Raw genomic sequence first — 17,720 nt, forward strand, 5'->3', positions numbered from 1 at the left:
CGGCAACACGGCCAGTAGCGCGGCTTCGGAGCGCGTGAGCTGCTGCGGCGACTTGCCCAGATACGCCCAACTGGCCGCCGCCACCCCCTGTAACGTCCCGCCAAACGGCGCGCGATTGAGGTACAGGTTCAAGATCTCGGACTTGGAAAGATGCCACTCCAGCTGCGCCGTACGCCACAACTGGCGCAACTTGCCGGGCAACGTGCGCTCATGGGGATCGAGCAAACGGGCGACCTGCATCGACAAGGTACTGCCCCCCGACAGCACTCGTCCGCCGCTGAGGTTTTGCCAGGCCGCCCGGCCCAAGGCCAGCGGGTTAACCCCCCGATGCTGATAAAACCAGCGATCTTCGTAGGTCAGCAACGCCTCAAGGTAATACGGCGACACCTCGTCCGTTTGCACGGGGTAGCGCCATACGCCATTGGCATCGGCAAAGCGCCACAGCGGCGTGCCGTCTTCGGCCAATACCACACGGGCCAAGTCATCCTTGGGCAACGGCAAAGGCCACAGCCGGTCGGCCAGCCACAGCAATGCGACTGCCAGCAACAGGCCGCAGGTGCTCCACAGCACGATCTTTTTAAGCATTACTCATTACGCAACTTTGCACCTGGTCTGGTTGCCTAAGGGGTATCTCTGGCACAGTGGCCATCTTATTGATCGGGACATCCCCATGCACGTCGAAAGCTTTATTGGAAATCTGGGCCTGTGGTTGGGCACTGTCGTTCGCTGGATCGTCGAAAGCTTGAGCGGCCTGTTCACCATGATCACTCAAGCGGGCAGCAACTTTATCGACGGTATGGCCCGCGCCTTGGGCATGGACACCTCTATCGTCAGCATTGCTGTGCTGGTGCTCGGGCTGCTGTTTTTGTACAACGCCGTGCGCGCCTTTATGCGCGCCTCCATCATCGGCGGCGTGATCTGGCTGCTGCTGGGGCTGTGGGTGTTGAGCTGGATTATTAACTGACGCCGTAGCCTCGCGGTCTTTTAAACATCAAAAGATCGCGAGGCAAGCTCGCTCCTACAAGGGGTTGGGTTACAGGGGTGGGGTTAGCGGGTCTTGATCACCATGTCACCGGGGGTTTCGCCCACGGCCTGCCAGTTGGGCCGGTACATCGACTCCACTTGCGGCGGCGGTACGCGATAGGTGCCCGGCGTCACGGCACGCGCCAGATACAACAGGTGCGTGGTGCCATAGCCGTCCAATTTGACCGCCGCGACGTAACGGTCATCGCGGTATTCCTGATGCTGCACACTGGCGTATTGCATCGCTTCGCGCCATTGCTTGACCTCGGTGCTGGCATTTTCAAGGCTGGCCGCACTCTGCCCCAGGTTCTGGTTTTCCAGCTCAAGCCCCGCTGGCAGCAAATCGACGACCAACGCATCCGGCACCGCCTGCTTGGCCGTGACGGCCACGTGCACCAACACCAGATCGCCGCTTTTCAGGGCCTTGATGTTCAACGGCTCGCCATTCATGCCCAGGTAATCGCGGCGAATACTCATGTTCTCGCCACCCGCTGCCGGGGCCTGCTGTGGATAACCCGAAATCGTCAGCTGTTGATACACCGCGTCGCTGCCTTCGTTGCGCAACGTCAGCGGCTGCGTCAGCAATGGCCCGTCAAGCTTGAGGCCCGACTGCTGGTTATTCAGCTCGCGGATTTGCTCGCCGCTGGTGAGCTGCGCCGACCACTTGGCTTCTGGCTTACTCAACAGATCACGCCCGGCCAGGAACAGCGAGTTACGCTCCTGGGTCGACAACCAGCGGCTGGCCGCCAACAGATCTGACAGCTCAAACAGACGCTGCTCACGCTGGCCGCTCATCAGGTTGTTCTCTTCCAGCAGTGCCACGATCAGCGCCTGATCGCGCAGCGGGCTGCCGTAATCGCCCAGCCATTGATTGCCTTGGCGCTTGGCCGCCAACCCGGCCAATAACGCCTGATCGGCACGCGGCTGATCGCCCATTTTCTGCAAGGCAATCGACAGTTGCACCAGCGGCAAGCCTGAACGCGCATCGCTGCGACGCTCAAAAATACTGCGCAATGCGCCCAGCGGCGCCTGCTGGCTGCGGGCCAGAACCAGCGCCGCATAGGCCTGCACAGCAAAGCGGGTGTGGTCGAGGTTGTCGCTGTAGTCGGCTTCGATCAGGTTGCGCTCTTGCACATACCGCAGCAGCCGCTCGTTGGCTTTTTTCAACGCATCGGCCGGTACGGCGTAGCCCTGATCTCGGGCGCGCAGCAGGAAGTCGGTGATGTAAGCGGTCAGCCAATACTCTTCCTGCCCGTCTGCGCCCCACAGGCCAAAGCTGCCGTTGTAGCGCTGCATGCCCAGCAGGCGCTCGATCCCCAGTTCAATTTTGCGGGTGCGCTCGGCGTCCGGCTCACCTTCCAGGCCCAGGCGTTTGAGCAACGCCGCGTCAGCATACAGCGCCGGGTACAAGCCGCTGGTGGTTTGCTCGGAGCAGCCATACGGGTACGCCTTGAGCGCACGAATCTGTTCGCCCAGGTTCAACGGCGGGCGGCTCGACAGGCTCAGCAAGGCTTCGCGCCCGGCCGGTTCAAAGGCCTGCAACTCACCTTCTGGCAGGCTCCACGGCTGATCCGTGAGCACCGCCCGATAATGCTTGAGCAACGCCGGGTACGCCGGGCGCACGCCCAACGTCCATTCGCGGCTGAATGGCGCCAGGGTTTCACCCGGCAGGTCCAGGCCACTCACGGTGACCTTGACCACGCCCGTACCAAAACCACCCAGCGCCTTGACCGGGATCTGCAACGTGCTGCGCTGGCCAGGGCTCAACGTGACGTTTTGCGTAGCCTCACCGAGCAGGTTGAGTTGGCCGTCAGCGTTGAGGGTGACGGTCAGTTTTTGCGGTTTTTCGGTCAGGTTGGACAGGTCCAGCGCCAAGCGGGTCTCGTCCCCTCCGGCCAAAAAGCGCGGTGCGGCCAACTCGGCCACCAAGGGTGCAGCGACCACGGTTTTGGCCTGGGCCATGCCGTAGCGATCATCGGTCCAGGCTTGCGCCATCAAGCGCAGTTCGCCGTTGAAGTCCGGGATATTAACGCTGACTTCGCCTTCGCCCTGCGCATTCAGAGTGACCGGTGCACTTTGCAGCGCGACGATGTTCACGCTGGTGGCCGGGCGTTTACCGCCTTTGGCCAGGGCTGCGTCACCGCCGAATGCGAGGCTGGCCAAACGGCCCTGCCCGGCCTCGATCAGTTGCCCGTAAATATCCAGTTGGTCGGCGCCATAGGCCTTGCGCCCAAACAGGCTGGCGTAAGGATCCGGGGTTGGGTAATCGGTAATGTTCAGCACTCCGACGTCCACCGCGGCCAGCAATACATGGGCTTGTTGGGGAGTGCTACCGTCGGCGTTTTTAGCCTGAATCTTCACCGTCAGCGGTTGTTTGGGACGCATTTTTTCAGGCGCTTCGAGGGTCAGCGCCAACTTGCGCTGGGTCCGGTCAAGCGGCAGGTGCAACACACCCACGGCACGTTTTGGGGTGATATTGGTTTTACGCTCACCGGGGCGAATCACCAGCGCACTAACATACAAATCGTGGCGCGCCCACGTCGGGTCGAGTTTGATGTCGAAGGTTTTGCCTTCAGCCGGGACTTCAATTTCTTCCCACCACAACGGCCCATCACTGCCTTCGACCAGCAGATAACCTTTGCCCGCAGCGGGCGGCGTGACCGTGACTTTAGCGGTATCACCATCGCTGTACGCGGCCTTGTCCAGCGCCAGCTTGACCTGATCCGGGCGTACGGCGCCGCCTTCGGCGTTGTCCTGGGCACGATAACCGGCCCAGAAACGCACGCTGCTGACCAACCCGGTTTGCGGGTCTTCGACCTCGACACGGTACGGGCCCCACTCCACCGGGAAGCTGACCTTGGCGGTTTCTCCGGCCTTCACGCTGACCATTTCTTCGTTGAGGTTCAGAAACTTCTCGTTGTAGTGATAGCTCCAGCCGTCGCTGTCCGAGTAGTTCCAGTAGTAGTCACGGCGTTCGCGCACCAAGCGCACCTTGAGGTTTTCAGCCGCCAGCTTGTTGCCCTGAGTGTCCGCGACCAACAGCTCGAATTCGGCCGGGCCATCGCCATCGGTTTCAGTCCCGTCAAACAACTCGCGAAGCCCCGGCAAGCGCTCCGCTGGCCAGACCGGCTGCACCAGCCGTCGGGTGATCGGGCGACCACCGGACTCTTGCAAGCTGGCCTGCACAATCACCTGCAGCGGCGACTTGGCTTCGCTCCACTGGCTATCAATCGTGAGGGTTTCTTTGCCATCTGCGTTGAGCACGCTTTCGTCCAGCTCCAGGTCCTGGGTCAACTCGTTCTCGGTCACAGAGCCGAATTGATAACCCGGCAATGCGCTGACTGCCTCGCGCAGGGGCCGCACGTAGACTTGGCCGCTCAAGCGATTGCCCGCTGCCGGGGAGCCATACAGGTAACGGCCCGTGACCTGAATCTCAGCGTTTTGCTCAGGACGCAGCGGTGTGTCGCTGCCTTTAAGTTCCAGCGCCATGCGCTCCGGCAAGAAGTCTTCGACCGAGAACTCATACAACTGCGGCTTGCCGTCACCCAGATCGAACACCAACTGCCAGCGCCCGGTCGGCGCCTCGCCTGCCAGTGCCAGCGAATACTGATAAAAGCCCGAAGCATCGGGCTCCCAGACAAACTTGCGGCTGACTTGCTCGTCCGGGCGCCGTACTTCTACGCTGACCGGCTGCGGCTTGACCGGCTTGCCGTCGCGATCACGCAGCAAAGCATTGAGCAGCACGGTTTCGCCAGGGCGATACAGGTCACGCGGGCCAAACACAAAAAATTGCAGCGGGTGCGCCTGCGGGCCAGCGATGTCGAACTCGGCCAAATCCAGCGCCGCTGTGTTCAAGCGCAGCAAACTGGTCTGGTCGCCCTGACGCGCCAGCAGCACTTCGGCCTTGGGCGGCAAGGCCAGTTCGGCGTGGCCTTGTTTATCGGTTTTGCCTTGGGCGAGCATTTTGCCTTTGCCGTCGAGCAACTCCAGATCCACATTGGCCAAGGCACTGCCGCCCTCCAGCGCCTGGGTGAACACATCCAGACGCTTCTGATAACGGTGCACGGAAAGGCCGATGTCACTGAGGGTGAACAAAGTGGCCGGGGTCGAATAGTTGTAGCTGCCGGACGCGGTCATCACCGCCAGGTACACGCCCGGCTGCTGCAACGGCTTGATCCCCGAAGTGGGCAGGATCAAGGTTTCGCGGGTGTTGCGGGCCGGGTTCAGGTCAAAGCGCCCGCCGTAGACCAGATCGGCCATGCTCAACAGGTCTTTGGCTTCATAGCTTTGCAGGCTGCTGTTGCGGCCCCATTGGCTGAGAAAGGCTGGCAGAGATTCGGGTTTGACGCGGAAGAACTCAACGTCGACCTTGTCGACATTCAGCGCGATCACCGGCAACCCTTCGGCCAGACGGGTCGGCAGCAAGTTACCGCGGCTGGCAAAGCCGACGGTGGGTTGCAGGTCACGGGTTTCCAGACGGCTGATGTACTCGGCGGCCAGCGTCGCCTCGTTGACGGCACGCAGGCCGGGGTCGACGGTGAGGATCAATTTGCGCTGCGGCTCAAGATGGCGCAGGTGCACTTCCATCAGGTTATCCGACAGCTCCCAGGCGCCATCGACCTTGCCAGTCTTGGCATCGACCAGGTGCAGTTTTTCTGCGAAGTTTTGCTTGGGGTCCAGCGGCACCGAGAAACTCACCGACAGCGTGCTGGCACCGTCCAGCTGCACTTCAGAGACATCCACCACGTTTAACTCACGCCCGGCAAAGCGCTCGGCCAGCACCTTGGGGTCTTGAACCGGCTTGGCGGCCTGCGTGACGGCGGCAGGTTTTGGCGTCTCGGGCTTGCCGGATGAAGAAGAATCGCAAGCACTGAGCAGCGCCAACGCGCAAGCCAGAAACAGTCCTTTGTTAAGCATGGTGTACTCATTGTCGTGGCAGTGAAGGGGCGACTATATAACAGCGTGACGCGAACGGCAGACGCGCTGGTCAGATTGACCGGGGAATACGAAATTGGTTCGCGACGCCCACTCTGTGGGAGCGGGCTTGCTCGCGATGCCAACAACTCGATCTGCCTGACGCCCCTCGTCGCCCCAATCGCGGGCAAGCCCGGCTCCCACAGGGTGTGCCGTGGGTAAACATTCGCTCTACAATGCCGGTCCTCAAAGGAGCCTGCATGTCTTTTCTGTTAGCCGACTGGCGCGACCGCCCGACCCATCGCCGGGTGTGGGCGCTGGCTGCGCCGATGATTTTGTCGAATATTTCTGTGCCGCTGGTGGCGCTGGTCGACAGCACAGTGATCGGCCATTTGCCCCACGCGCATCAATTGGGCGCGGTGGCGGTGGGCGCCAGCCTGTATATCTATCTGGCCTGGATGATGGGCTTTCTGCGCATGGGCACCACGGGCTTTGCCGCACAAGCGGCCGGGCGCGGGGATGGCACCGCGCTGCGGCAAATCCTTGTGCAAGGGTTGCTGCTGGGATTGGGGCTTTCGCTGTTTCTGGCCGCCATTGCACTCCCGTTCAGCCGCGTGGCGTTGAGCGTGATGCAGCCTTCGCCCGAGCTGCATGACATGACCTTGGCGTTCTTTCACAACCGCCTGTTTGGCCTGCCCGCCTCTTTGGCCAGTTATGCGCTGGTGGGCTGGTTTTTGGGGGCGCAAAACGCCCGGGCGCCGCTGGCGATTTTGCTCACCACCAACCTGATGAACATTGCCCTCAACCTGTGGTTTGTTCTCGGCCTGGACTGGGGCGTGGTCGGTTCAGCGCGGGCCTCGGTAATTGCCGAATGGAGCGGCGCCCTGCTCGGCCTGTGGCTCACACGCGGCGCACTGCGGGCGTATCCGGGCAAGATGGCCTGGGCCGCGCTGCGTGTCTGGCAAAACTGGAAACCACTGTTAGGGGTTAACCGCGATATTTTTATCCGCAGTTTGCTGCTGCAATCGGTGTTTTTCGCCATCACCGTGCAAGGCGCCCGCTTGGGTGACGCCACCGTGGCGGCCAATGCGCTGCTGCTCAATGGCTTGCTGTTGACGGCCCACGCGCTGGACGGCCTGGCCCACGCGGTCGAAGCCTTGTGCGGGCATGCCATCGGCGCCCGTGATCGCACGGCATTACGCCGTTCGATGGTGGTTGCGTGTGGTTGGTCGTTATTCGCCAGTGCGCTGTTTGCGCTGCTGTTTTTGCTGGGCGGGCACTGGTTTGTCGAGATGCAAACCGACATTGCCAGCGTGCGCGAAACCGCCTTCCAGTACTTGCCGTACATGGCCGTTTTGCCATTGATTGCGGTGTGGAGTTATTTGCTGGACGGGCTGTTTATCGGCGCGACCCGCGCGCGAGAAATGCGCAATGCGATGCTGTTGAGCGTGGCCATTGCCTTCCCCGTTGCCTGGGCCTTGCAGGGCGATGGCAATCACGGGCTGTGGATAAGTTTCTTGCTGTTTATGGTGCTGCGCAGCGCGATATTGGGGCTGTACGCCACGCGAATCCGCTGGTTCACCTCATAACCCTGTAGGAGCGAGCTTGCCTCGCGATCTTTTAAAGGGTCAAAAGATCGCGAGACGAGCTCGCTCCTACGGGTCAGTTGAGTCTTACGAAGACAAGTAAGACGAACGCGTCAGGCCCAGACGCAAGGCGTCGAGGAACTGGGTGCGCTCTTTGACGCTGATCTTGGCGCTGGCCACTTTGTCGCGGTAGTGAGTCATCAACTCCTCGGGCGACAAGTGCACGTAACGCAGCATGTCTTCGATGGTGTCGTGGGTCTCGATACCGGCGTGGTACACGCTGCCATCGGCCTTCTGGTAGATGTTCACCGAGTCGGTGTCACCGAACAGGTTGTGCATGTCACCGAGGATTTCCTGGTAAGCCCCCACCAGGAAGATACCCAGCAAGTAGTCTTCGCCTTCGTTGAGCGCGTGAACCGGCAGGCTGGTTTCGATGCTCTGCTCGTCGACGTATTGCTTGATCTTGCCGTCGGAGTCGCAGGTCAAGTCTTGCAGCACGGCGCGGCGCAGCGGTTCTTCGTCCAGGCGATGCAGCGGCAGAATCGGCAGGACCTGGCCAATCGCCCAGGTGTCCGGCAGGCTCTGGAACACCGAGAAGTTGCAGATGTACTTGTCGGCCAGCTTGTCGTTGAGTTCGTCGAGCACTTGGCGATGCGAACGCTGACGCGCTTTCAACGAGTTGTGCAGGCGACGGCATACGGCAAAGTAGCACTGCTCGGCCAGGGCTTTTTCCGACAGGGTGATTTTGCCGTCCGCGTACTGGGTGGCCACGTCGCTCATGTAGTGCGTCGCGCGCCAGTAGGTTTCGGTGACCATTTCAATGTCGGTCGGGCCCAGCAGGTCCACCAGCCACTGCACGGTCTCGGGCAGGCTTTCTTTGTTTTCGATCTCTGGCACGTCGTCGTTGTGCTTCTCGACGTCGGTCACTTGCACCACCAGCATGGCGTGGTGCGCCGTCAGCGAACGGCCGCTTTCAGAGAAGATGTGCGGGTGCGGCAGGCCTTGTGCGTCGCAGAACTCTTTGAGCATGCCGACCACAACACCGGCGTAGTCGTCCATGTCGTAGTTGATCGAGCTGGCGTTACGCGAGTGCGTGCCGTCGTAGTCAACGCCCAGACCGCCGCCCACGTCGATGTGGTCAACCGGCAGGCCGAGGTTGCGCAGTTCACCGTAGTAACGGATCGCTTCTTTGAAGCCGTGCTGGTAGTCGGCCAGGTTGGCGATCTGCGAACCCATGTGGAAGTGCAGCAGGCGAATGCCTTGGTCCAGACCGGCGCCACGGAACCGCTCAACCACCGACAGCAACTGCGCAGCCGACAAACCGAATTTGGATTTTTCACCACCGGTGTCAGCCCATTTGCTCGACGCCAGCGACGACAGGCGTACGCGCAAGCCAACCTGTGGCTTGACCTTGAGCGAAGCCGCCTCTTCGATCACCAGGTCCACTTCGGACTCTTTCTCGATCACGATGAACACGTTGTGGCCGAGCTTCTGGCCCATCAAAGCCAGGCGAATGAACTCACGGTCTTTGTAACCGTTGCAGACGATGGTGCCGCCTTTCGGGGCCAGCGCCAGCACGGCCAGCAGCTCTGGCTTGGAGCCGGCTTCAAGGCCAATCGAAACGTTTTGGGTGGCGATGATGTTCTCGATCACAGCTTCTTGCTGGTTCACCTTGATCGGGTACAACGCGGTGTACTGGCTCTGGTATTCCAGGCGCTCGATGTTGGCATCAAAAGCACCGGTCAACTGGCGTACACGGTCCTGCAAAATATCTGGAAAACGCACCAGCAATGGCAAGGACAAGCCACTTTGGCGCAGTTCGTCGACTTGCTCGTACAGATCGATGGGCGAGCTGTTCGGGCCGTTCGGACGGACTTCTACGCGACCGGCTTCATTGATCGCGAAATATCCGGCCCCCCAATGGCGAATCCCGTAAACACTGCGGCTGTCCGCAACTGTCCATTGGCTGCCATCGTCTTTGCGTGTGCGTCGTACGGACATCGAAGTCCCCTATATATAAGTCAAGTAGCCAAACCTGTGACCAGGTCGGCGCAGTCTAATGAGTAAAAATGACGATTAGTCTGCTCAGGGTAGACCCTGACAACAGCGCCGAGTTTAGAAACCCGCAATAACAGGCTCTGTGAAAACCATGGCAGCCGCCCTTGCCGGGCCTTATTCAGGCAGCAAGACAACGACGCGGTGGTTTTGACAGAGGCTGCTAGCCGCCGGACTTCTTGGCTTTGAAACCGTGCTTGACCAGTTCGGCCAGCAACAGCTCAACGTGGTCGCCCTGGATCTCGATGATGCCGTCTTTCAACGCACCGCCTGTGCCACAGCGTTTTTTCAACGTGGTGGCCAGTTCCTTGAGTGCGTCTTCGGCTAACGGTACGCCCGTGATGGTCGTCACCGTCTTGCCGCCGCGGCCTTTGCTTTCGCGGCGCACGCGGGCAATGCCATCACCGGCAGGGATCAGGGTTTGTTTGCAGGTACAGGCGTCTACTGGCTGACGACAGTCTGGACAGTGACGACCTGCGTCGGTGGAAAATACCAGGCCACCCAAGGCGGCGAAGGATGCGGCTTTTTTGGCCACCGGCAATCCTCATATGGAGGACAAAAAATTGGTCGGTGCATGACGCGCTTGCGCCAAGGTGTACCGACCGCGAAGCCCCACTCTGGCAGGGGCAGCGCAACTCAAGCGCAAAAGCACCTGAGCCTGAAAAGGTCGCGCAGTGTAACGACAAAATCGCCGAGGCCCAATAGCCAATTGGCGTAAAAATTGACACTCCCCCTGTAGTCGCTGCCGAAGGCTGCGATAAGAGCCGAAGCACCTTATCGCGCGATCATGAGAAGCGGGCCGCTGCGCAGCCAATCGCAGCCTTCGGCAGCGACTACAAAGAAGACGTCTGCGCCAGATAACGCCTTAGCGCATCCAGCGAATCCGGGCAAAAGGGCTGCTGTTCACTGAGGCGCAAAGCCTCGGCCACCGGCATGAACAGCGCTTGCTGGACTTCTTCGGGCTGCACCTGCAAAGGGCCGTCCCAAACCCCGGAAAACACCCCGCACCACAGGTGGTTTTGCGGTGCCTCAAAGTAGAAGCGTTCGTGGGCCGTCAGCTCGATACCGCTCACGCCCAGCTCTTCTGCCAGTTCACGGGCGGCCGATTCTTCGTAGGTTTCATTCGCCCCGACCATACCGCCCGCCGCCACATCCCAAAACCCCGGATACAGCGCCTTGCTGAGGGTACGTTGATGCACACACAGGTCGCCGGCCGAATTGAACAGCAGGATGAACGTGCCACGCCCGATCAGGCTGCGCTCGCGCAATTCATGCCGCGGCAAAGCGCCCAGCACGCGGTCGTCGCGGTCCACCCAGACCACCTGTTCGACATCAGAGGCCGCACGGTGCGCGGCCTCTAAAGTAGAGATTGCCATCCCTTAGCCCTGCGACAGCAATTGACGAAGGTCCATGACCGCCGCATTCGCCCGCGAGATGTAGTTGGCCATGACCAGCGAGTGGTTAGCCAGAATGCCGAAGCCGCTGCCATTGAGGATCATCGGGCTCCAGACCGGCTCTTGGGCGGCCTCCAGCTCACGAATGATCTGGCGCACGCTGACCGTGGCGTTCTTTTTAGCCAGTACATCAGCAAAATCGACTTCGATCGCGCGCAGCAGGTGGGACAAGGCCCAGGCCTGACCACGGGCTTCGTAGAACACGTTGTCGATTTGCATCCATGGGGTTTCAACGATTTCTTCGTCCACCACAGGCACCTGGCCCGGCAGCAGGCTTTCGGTTTTCAGCGTGGTGTTCAGTTTGACCCGACCAACACTGGCCGACAGGCGCTGCGACAGCGAACCCAGACGCGTCCCCACATCACCCAACCAGTTGTTGAGGTTGTCAGCACGGGCGTAGAACAAGGCGTTTTTCTGATCAGGGTCAGACAAGCGCGCTTGATAACGGCTCAGGGAGTTGATGCCTTCCTGGTACTCCGACTCACTGGACGGCAGCATCCAGCTCTTGTTGTCAAAGTTGAAACGAGGCTCGGCCTTGGCCAGATCCGCGTCTTCGGCCGACTGCGATTGCGAACGGGCGAAGTCTTTACGCAGGGCACGGGTCAGGTCACGCACCTGCACCAGCACGCCGTATTCCCAGCTCGGAATGTTGTCCAGCAAGACACCCGGCGGGAAGCGGTCGTTGGACAAGTAGCCGCCGGGTTTATTGAGCAAGGTCCCGGCTACGGTTTTCAGGGTTTCTACGGTGGTGAAGCCCGGAACCATTTTCTGGCCGCTTTTTTCAGCCGCCAGCTGTGCATTTTGCTGCACCGGGAACAGGTCTGGTTCGCGGCTCCAGTACCAGCCAAGGCCCAGGCACACCACCACATAAATGCCGACCAGCATGGCAATCGAGCGGCTCAGCAGAATGCTTTTGAAATAGCCACGCGGCTTTGCTTGGGTATCCTTGACCGACTCGCGGGCGCTGTCGCCCTCTCGTTTTTTCCAGTCCAGCATGGCTATGTCCTTTCAGATGCTTGATTCAACAGTTCGACCACAACCCTACCTCATCGTGCCTTGTTGCACGATTTTTAATCACGGCTAGGCTAAGTGCCGAAACCGCAAGGCCAGATCGGCCCGGCACTATAAAACATGCGTGCAGCCACGCCTACGCAAGGGCGGCCAATGGCTAATATCGGTGTGGGCGAGTTAATTTCAAGGTAAGACCGGATCAAGCCAACACTAGGTGCTAGCATAGAGCCATCACTCGACCCCAGCATGCCCCTTACCCAGCAGCCAGGATATGACCGAGCACGAAGACCTCAGCCACGAACGCCTGAAGCACCACTTCGCCCAGCGCGTTACGCACCAGGCCCGTCAGATTCTTGAAATTTGGCAGCGCATGCAGACTCAGGAATGGTCACCCGCAGGCCTCGCTGAATTCAGCGAAGCCAATCTGCGCCTGCTGCGCTTTGCCGAGCGTTTCGACCAACCCGAGCACAGCGAACTGTCACAGGCCACCGACGCGGTGCTGCAACAGGTGGCCGACAATCGCGGCCGACTGAGCAGCCCGTTGATCACCGAACTCAACCGGCTGATGCAACGCCTGTCACGCACCGGCCTGCGCCACGGCGATCAACTCGGGCACACCGCCCTGCCGCCGCTGCGCAAACCGATCTACATCCTTCTGCAAGACCATGAACGCGCTCAGCGCCTTAGCACGCAACTGGAGTTTTTTGAACTCAGTGCCGTGGCCTTTGACAGCCCTGGCGCCTTTCGTCAGGCCATGATCGAGCGCCACCCGGCGGCCATCGTAATAGAGGTCGATTTCGCTGGCCCCAACCAGGGCCTGGCGTTGGCCGAAGAGGTCCAGGTCGGGCTTGAACAAAAGCTGCCGCTGTTGTTTTTCAGTCAGCATGAAACCGACACTCCCACCCGCCTTGCCGCCGTGCGCGCCGGTGGGCAAGCGTTTTTGACCGGCACCCTCGAAGTCTCCAGCCTGATGGAGAAGATCGAGGTGCTGACCTGCGTGGCACAGTACGAACCGTATAAAGTGCTGATCATCGACGACTCGCGGGCGCAGGCGTTGCACACCGAACGCCTGCTCAACAGCGCCGGGATCATCACCCGCACGCTGACCGAGCCGATTCAAACCATGGCCGAGTTGGCGGACTTTCAGCCCGACCTGATCATCCTCGACATGTACATGCCGACCTGCACCGGCACCGAGCTGGCCAAAGTCATTCGCCACAATGATCGCTACGTCAGCGTGCCGATCATTTACCTGTCGGCCGAAGACGACATGGACAAACAGCTCGACGCCATGAGCGAGGGCGGTGATGATTTTTTGACCAAGCCCATCCAGCCCCGTCACCTCATCACCACCGTGCGCAATCGCGCCGCCCGGGCCCGGCATTTAAAAGCGCGCATGGTCCGCGACAGCCTGACCGGGCTGTTTAACCACACGCACATCCTGCAACTGCTCGAAGACTGCACCTTCCGCGCCCGCCGTGAAAATCGCCCTTTGAGCTTTGCGATGCTCGACCTTGACCACTTCAAACGGGTCAACGACTGCTACGGCCACCCCATGGGCGACCGCGTGATCAAGAGCCTCGCGCTGTACCTCAAGCAGCGCCTGCGCAAGACCGACTTTATTGGCCGCTATGGCGGTGAAGAGTTTGCGATTGTCATGCCCGACACCGATCAAGAGTCTGCCTACAACGTGCTCAACATGATTCGCCAGCGTTTCAGCGAAATCCACTACCCGGCCCAGCCCAACGATCTGTGGTGCTCATTCAGTGCAGGCGTGGTGCAACTGCACGGCGAGTCCGACAGCCTGAAAATGGCGTCACAGGCTGATGAAGCGCTGTACTTCGCAAAGAACAATGGCCGCAATCAGGTGCAACGTTTCACTCGATAAAGGCTAATCGCCACTATTTGTGCCGAGCCAGGCCGGCTCGTCATATCGCTGTAACTTAAATGCAATAACTTCAGCCGCTTCTCACTGCGTAGTAGGCAGAATCTCTTATGCGTCTGAAGCTGCTAACCAACCTCAACACCCTGTTGCTGGTCGCCGTGTGCCTCGCGCTGGGCGCTACTTTATGGTGGTCGCAACAGGCGCTGGAGCGCCCGTATCTGTTGATGGAGCGCTACTTGAGCCTGTCGCAGCACTTTCAAAACCAGGTCGCCCGCAACATTGAAGACTACTTGGCCAGTGGCGATGCGGTGCGTTTGAGCGAAGCCAACAGCGCCCTGGAGACACTCCAAAGTCAGCTTGCCCCGCTGCCACCGGCGCTGGCCGAGACCGTGCGCCCCAGCCTTGAGAACCTCAATAGCTTCAGTAATACCGAACTGCTGGCAGCGGGCAAACTGGCCGGCGACCCACAAGCCTTGTTGCTGCAAGCCGAGCGCGAACTGGCCGCCAACCTCGAACAACTCAGCCAATACGCCAGCGAAGCCAATACCCCAGAAGCGCCGCACTATTTACCGCCGCTAATGACCGCCTCGCTGCACCTGGCCAAGCTGTCGTTGAACCGCGACAAACTGGTCAGCAGCGGACGCAGTGAATTGGCCGGTGACGTAGAGCGCGAACTGGCCAGCATCCAGGCCCAGGCGCAGCAAATCGACGCCCTGCCCCTGCTCGGCGTCAGCAGCAAAAGCACTTCGGGCAATGACGACTTCGCCGCAATGATGGGCCTCGAAGCCAATCAGAGCACCCAGATCGAAGATGCCGGGGTCAACCTCAAGCGGGAACTGAACAACCTGCTGAGCCGCTACCCGGCCGAGCTTAAACGCACCCAGACGCAGATCGAACAACGCACCCAGTTGAGTTCCACCACGCACCGCAAACTGGACGCGGTGCAACACGCCATTGCCGAGCTGGAGCCGGTGGTCCGCGCCCAGCACGGGCAGATTCAAGACGAAGTGCGGCTGATGCAAGGCCTGATGATTGGCCTGATCCTGCTGATTGCGCTGTTGATCGACACCCTGCAACGCAAGCTGGCGCGGGTGCTGACCTATCTGGCGCCAATGCTCTCGACGTGGGCCGAAGGCGACTTCAGCCGCGACATTAAACTGGGCAAAACCAACCGCGAACTGCATGACATCGAGGCTTCACTGAATCGCCTGCGGGCTTATCTGGTGAACCTGGTGGGCACCATTCGCCTGAACGCCGAGCAGGTCGCGGGCAGCAGCCAGACCCTGGCGCAACTGAGCACCGATTTGCACGGCGGCGCCGAGCGTCAGGCCGGTGACACCGCGCAAATTCGCGACGCCCTGGGTGAACTGGAGGCGACCATTTCCCAAGTGGCCGGCGATGCCAGCCAGGCCGCAAACGCCAGCCGCAATGCCGGTGCCGCCGTAGCGCAAGGGCAATTAGTGATCGGGCAAAGCCTCACCGGCCTTCACGCACTGGTAGGCGAAGTGCAAGGCAATGCGCAGACGGTCGAGCGCCTGGCCGAAGAGTCAGCGACCATTGGCGGCGTCCTCACGGTGATTCGCTCTATCGCTGACCAGACCAACCTGCTGGCACTCAACGCCGCCATTGAAGCCGCCCGCGCGGGCGAGATGGGCCGTGGCTTTGCTGTAGTTGCCGAAGAAGTCCGCTCCCTGGCGCAGCGCACCGCAGGCGCGACCAACGAAATCCAGAACCTGATTGCCGGGCTGCAACTGGCGGCGCGCCAATCGGTTGAAGGCATGCGCGCGCAGGTGGAGCATGCCAAAGCCACCGCACAACAGGCCCAGGACGCCGATGGCGCACTGGATGAAATTGTCGGCGCCATTACCACCATCTCCGACACGGCGGTGCGTATCGCCGACGTCACTGCGCAACAAAGCGGCGCTGTGAGTGAGATCCGCGATCACAGTGAGCGCATCCATTTATTAGGCGACGACAACTTGCAACGCATCGGTATTGCCCGCAATCAAAGCCAGCAACTGTTGCAACTTGGGAGCGAACTTAATACCGCGGTGCAAGCCTTTCGGGTATGAATCAACCCTAAAGCCGGTGTACCTGTTACTTCTGACAGTATCTATTGCTGTCAGGAGTGATATTAAATTGATGTTGTATTAGGCAGCGCTTAAACAGGCTGTTTCCTGTACGACATCAACAGGTGCGCCATGAGACAAACCATTCTTCTAGTGTTTGCTCTGTATTTGCCGCTCAGTGAAAGCGCAACGCTGCACATTGAAAACCAGTCGCGCTATATAGCCGTCATTATTGACTACCCTGCCGGTTACCCCTGCGCGCCGGACCGCCAGAACATGCGGCCGTGCCTGATTCTGCCGCTTGCGGCCACCTCGTATGAACTGCCTGAGGCTGAAGCCTTAAGCGCTGTACTGCGTTTTATTTCACTGCCGGCGACTTCTAACGTGGCGCTCGGCGATTTAAAAAAACATGTTTTTAAAAGTACCGGCGACTTCACCTATCAGCCGTTGGGGGCGTTGAAGTATGAACAAGTGAAATGCGAACTACCCATGGAAGAAGGCATCAGCATTACCATCATTTTGGTTGGCGTCATGGATAAAGCCTGTGAAAAAGGCACTGATCGACGTCTTTCATGGGTCTATAAACGCAATGACGTTGACATGAAATTCATCATCAAAGACCTCCCGGCCAAACCCAACCCCCGCCCCCTGTAGGAGCGAGCTTGCCTCGCGATCTTTTGATCTTGATGATCAAAAAGCCCCCACCTTCACGATTCGCCAGCTCACTCCGTTATCATGCCCGCACGTTTTATCAGCGAGATTCTTATGCGCCGCCTGCTCTTTGTTCTCTGCCTGCTGTTTACCCTGCCGGTCATGGCCACGGGACTGCTGGACTCGCGTCCCAGCGCCACTCTGGGGGCGATCAATAACAGTGCCGATTTTTTGCCGGTGCGCGAAGCCTTCAAGCTGAACTTGATCGACAGCACCCCCGAGACGATCAAACTGCGTTTTGTGCCGACCGAAGGGTATTACCTCTACCGCCATCGCTTTGCCTTCAAGACCGAACCGGCTGACATCGCGCTGGGCACAGCGCAATTGCCCGCAGGCGAGCAAAAACACGATGAGTACTTTGGCGACGTGGAGGTCTATCACGGCATTCTCGATGTCGATATCCCGCGCCCGACCAACGATCAACGCCCCTTCACGCTGGTGGTCAGCTACCAGGGCTGCGCCGACAAGGGGTTGTGCTACCCGCCTGAAACCGAACGCCTGAGCATCGCTGGCACACCGGGGCCAACGGCCACTGAAAGCACGAATGCGCCCGCAACGTCCTGGAACTGGCGCGATCTGGCGCTGTTTTTCCTCGCTGGGCTAGGCCTGACCTTTACCCCTTGCGTGCTGCCCATGCTGCCGATTCTGTCGGGCGTGGTGTTGCGCGGCCAGGTTGGCGGGCTGCGTGGCTTTAGTCTGTCGCTGGCTTATGTGCTGCCGATGGCGGCCTGTTTTGCGCTGTTGGGCGCTTTGATGGGGATGTTCGGCGCACAACTGAATTTGCAGGCCCGCCTGCAATCGGTGTGGGTGCTGGTGCCCTTTGCGCTGTTCTTCGGGGTTTTTGCCCTGGCGATGTTTGGGGTATTCGAACTCAAGTTACCGCAGGCCATCAGCAACCGCCTGGACCGCGTTGCCAATCGCACCCAGGGCGGTTCGCTGTGGGGCGCAGCGGTGCTGGGCGTGGTCTCCAGCCTGCTGGTGTCGCCGTGCGTTTCGGCCCCGCTGGCAGGGG

General features: G+C 60.1%; 12 protein-coding genes. 6 read left to right on the forward strand and 6 right to left on the reverse strand.

Going from position 1 to position 17,720, the window contains the following annotated elements; all coding sequences use genetic code 11:
* Positions 1-585, reverse strand: a 585-nt coding sequence (locus tag GHO41_RS24470) for a transglycosylase domain-containing protein (protein ID WP_178126568.1), incomplete at its 3' end; no start/stop codon positions are given.
* Between the two features lie 85 nt (positions 586-670).
* Between GHO41_RS24470 and GHO41_RS24475 the strand changes: the two genes are divergently transcribed.
* On the forward strand, positions 671-964 hold the full coding sequence (locus GHO41_RS24475; protein WP_048366495.1) for a hypothetical protein: 294 nt from the start codon (positions 671-673) through the stop codon (positions 962-964).
* An 83-nt stretch (positions 965-1,047) separates the two neighbouring features.
* Here GHO41_RS24475 and GHO41_RS24480 read toward each other — a convergent pair whose 3' ends face one another.
* On the reverse strand, positions 1,048-5,940 hold the full coding sequence (locus GHO41_RS24480) for an alpha-2-macroglobulin (protein WP_153434872.1): 4,893 nt from the start codon (positions 5,938-5,940) through the stop codon (positions 1,048-1,050).
* A gap of 257 nt (positions 5,941-6,197) precedes the next feature.
* Here GHO41_RS24480 and GHO41_RS24485 point away from each other — a divergent pair, with 257 nt between their 5' ends.
* Positions 6,198-7,526: an MATE family efflux transporter gene (locus GHO41_RS24485; RefSeq protein ID WP_153434873.1), complete on the forward strand. Its 1,329-nt coding sequence runs from the start codon at positions 6,198-6,200 to the stop codon at positions 7,524-7,526.
* 84 nt (positions 7,527-7,610) lie between these two features.
* Here the strand turns inward: GHO41_RS24485 and speA are convergent, their stop codons facing one another.
* The 4 genes from speA to GHO41_RS24505 all read right to left on the reverse strand — a co-directional run bounded on the left by speA (position 7,611) and on the right by GHO41_RS24505 (position 11,917).
* Positions 7,611-9,524, reverse strand: coding sequence for an arginine decarboxylase (gene speA / locus GHO41_RS24490; protein ID WP_048366498.1), 1,914 nt, complete (start codon positions 9,522-9,524; stop codon positions 7,611-7,613).
* A 217-nt stretch (positions 9,525-9,741) separates the two neighbouring features.
* A complete protein-coding gene (locus GHO41_RS24495; RefSeq protein WP_048366499.1) occupies positions 9,742-10,113 on the reverse strand; it encodes a translation initiation factor Sui1 in 372 nt (123 codons plus the stop codon).
* A 298-nt stretch (positions 10,114-10,411) separates the two neighbouring features.
* The gene (locus GHO41_RS24500) at positions 10,412-10,954 is read right to left on the reverse strand and encodes an NUDIX hydrolase (protein ID WP_153434874.1); all 543 of its coding nucleotides are present in this window, start codon (positions 10,952-10,954) and stop codon (positions 10,412-10,414) included.
* 3 nt (positions 10,955-10,957) lie between these two features.
* Positions 10,958-11,917: a DUF2333 family protein gene (locus GHO41_RS24505; protein WP_371929025.1), complete on the reverse strand. Its 960-nt coding sequence runs from the start codon at positions 11,915-11,917 to the stop codon at positions 10,958-10,960.
* A gap of 397 nt (positions 11,918-12,314) precedes the next feature.
* Between GHO41_RS24505 and GHO41_RS24510 the strand changes: the two genes are divergently transcribed.
* The 4 genes from GHO41_RS24510 to dsbD all read left to right on the forward strand — a co-directional run.
* Entirely contained in the window at positions 12,315-13,931 is a 1,617-nt protein-coding gene (locus tag GHO41_RS24510; RefSeq protein ID WP_048366502.1) for a diguanylate cyclase, read from the forward strand.
* 1,109 nt (positions 13,932-15,040) lie between these two features.
* Positions 15,041-16,000 carry a methyl-accepting chemotaxis protein gene (locus GHO41_RS30810; RefSeq protein WP_371929026.1) on the forward strand — a complete coding sequence of 320 codons (960 nt, stop codon included), beginning with the start codon at positions 15,041-15,043 and terminating at the stop codon, positions 15,998-16,000.
* 165 nt (positions 16,001-16,165) lie between these two features.
* A complete protein-coding gene (locus tag GHO41_RS24520; RefSeq protein ID WP_153434876.1) occupies positions 16,166-16,651 on the forward strand; it encodes a hypothetical protein in 486 nt (161 codons plus the stop codon).
* Between the two features lie 111 nt (positions 16,652-16,762).
* A partial coding sequence (gene dsbD, locus GHO41_RS24525) for a protein-disulfide reductase DsbD (RefSeq protein ID WP_153434877.1) occupies positions 16,763-17,720 on the forward strand: 958 nt, incomplete at its 3' end.

The organism is Pseudomonas sp. FSL R10-0399, from assembly GCF_009600165.1.
GTDB lineage: Bacteria > Pseudomonadota > Gammaproteobacteria > Pseudomonadales > Pseudomonadaceae > Aquipseudomonas > Aquipseudomonas helleri.

Coding starts and splice junctions, on each gene's coding strand:
- GHO41_RS24505 (WP_371929025.1), bottom strand. CDS start 11,917: ATGCTGGTCGGCATTTATGTGGTGGTGTGCCTGGGCCTTGGCTGGTAC.
- GHO41_RS30810 (WP_371929026.1), top strand. CDS start 15,041: ATGCTCTCGACGTGGGCCGAAGGCGACTTCAGCCGCGACATTAAACTG.
- GHO41_RS24480 (WP_153434872.1), bottom strand. CDS start 5,940: ATGCTTAACAAAGGACTGTTTCTGGCTTGCGCGTTGGCGCTGCTCAGT.
- GHO41_RS24500 (WP_153434874.1), bottom strand. CDS start 10,954: ATGGCAATCTCTACTTTAGAGGCCGCGCACCGTGCGGCCTCTGATGTC.
- GHO41_RS24510 (WP_048366502.1), top strand. CDS start 12,315: ATGACCGAGCACGAAGACCTCAGCCACGAACGCCTGAAGCACCACTTC.
- speA (WP_048366498.1), bottom strand. CDS start 9,524: ATGTCCGTACGACGCACACGCAAAGACGATGGCAGCCAATGGACAGTT.
- GHO41_RS24475 (WP_048366495.1), top strand. CDS start 671: ATGCACGTCGAAAGCTTTATTGGAAATCTGGGCCTGTGGTTGGGCACT.
- GHO41_RS24485 (WP_153434873.1), top strand. CDS start 6,198: ATGTCTTTTCTGTTAGCCGACTGGCGCGACCGCCCGACCCATCGCCGG.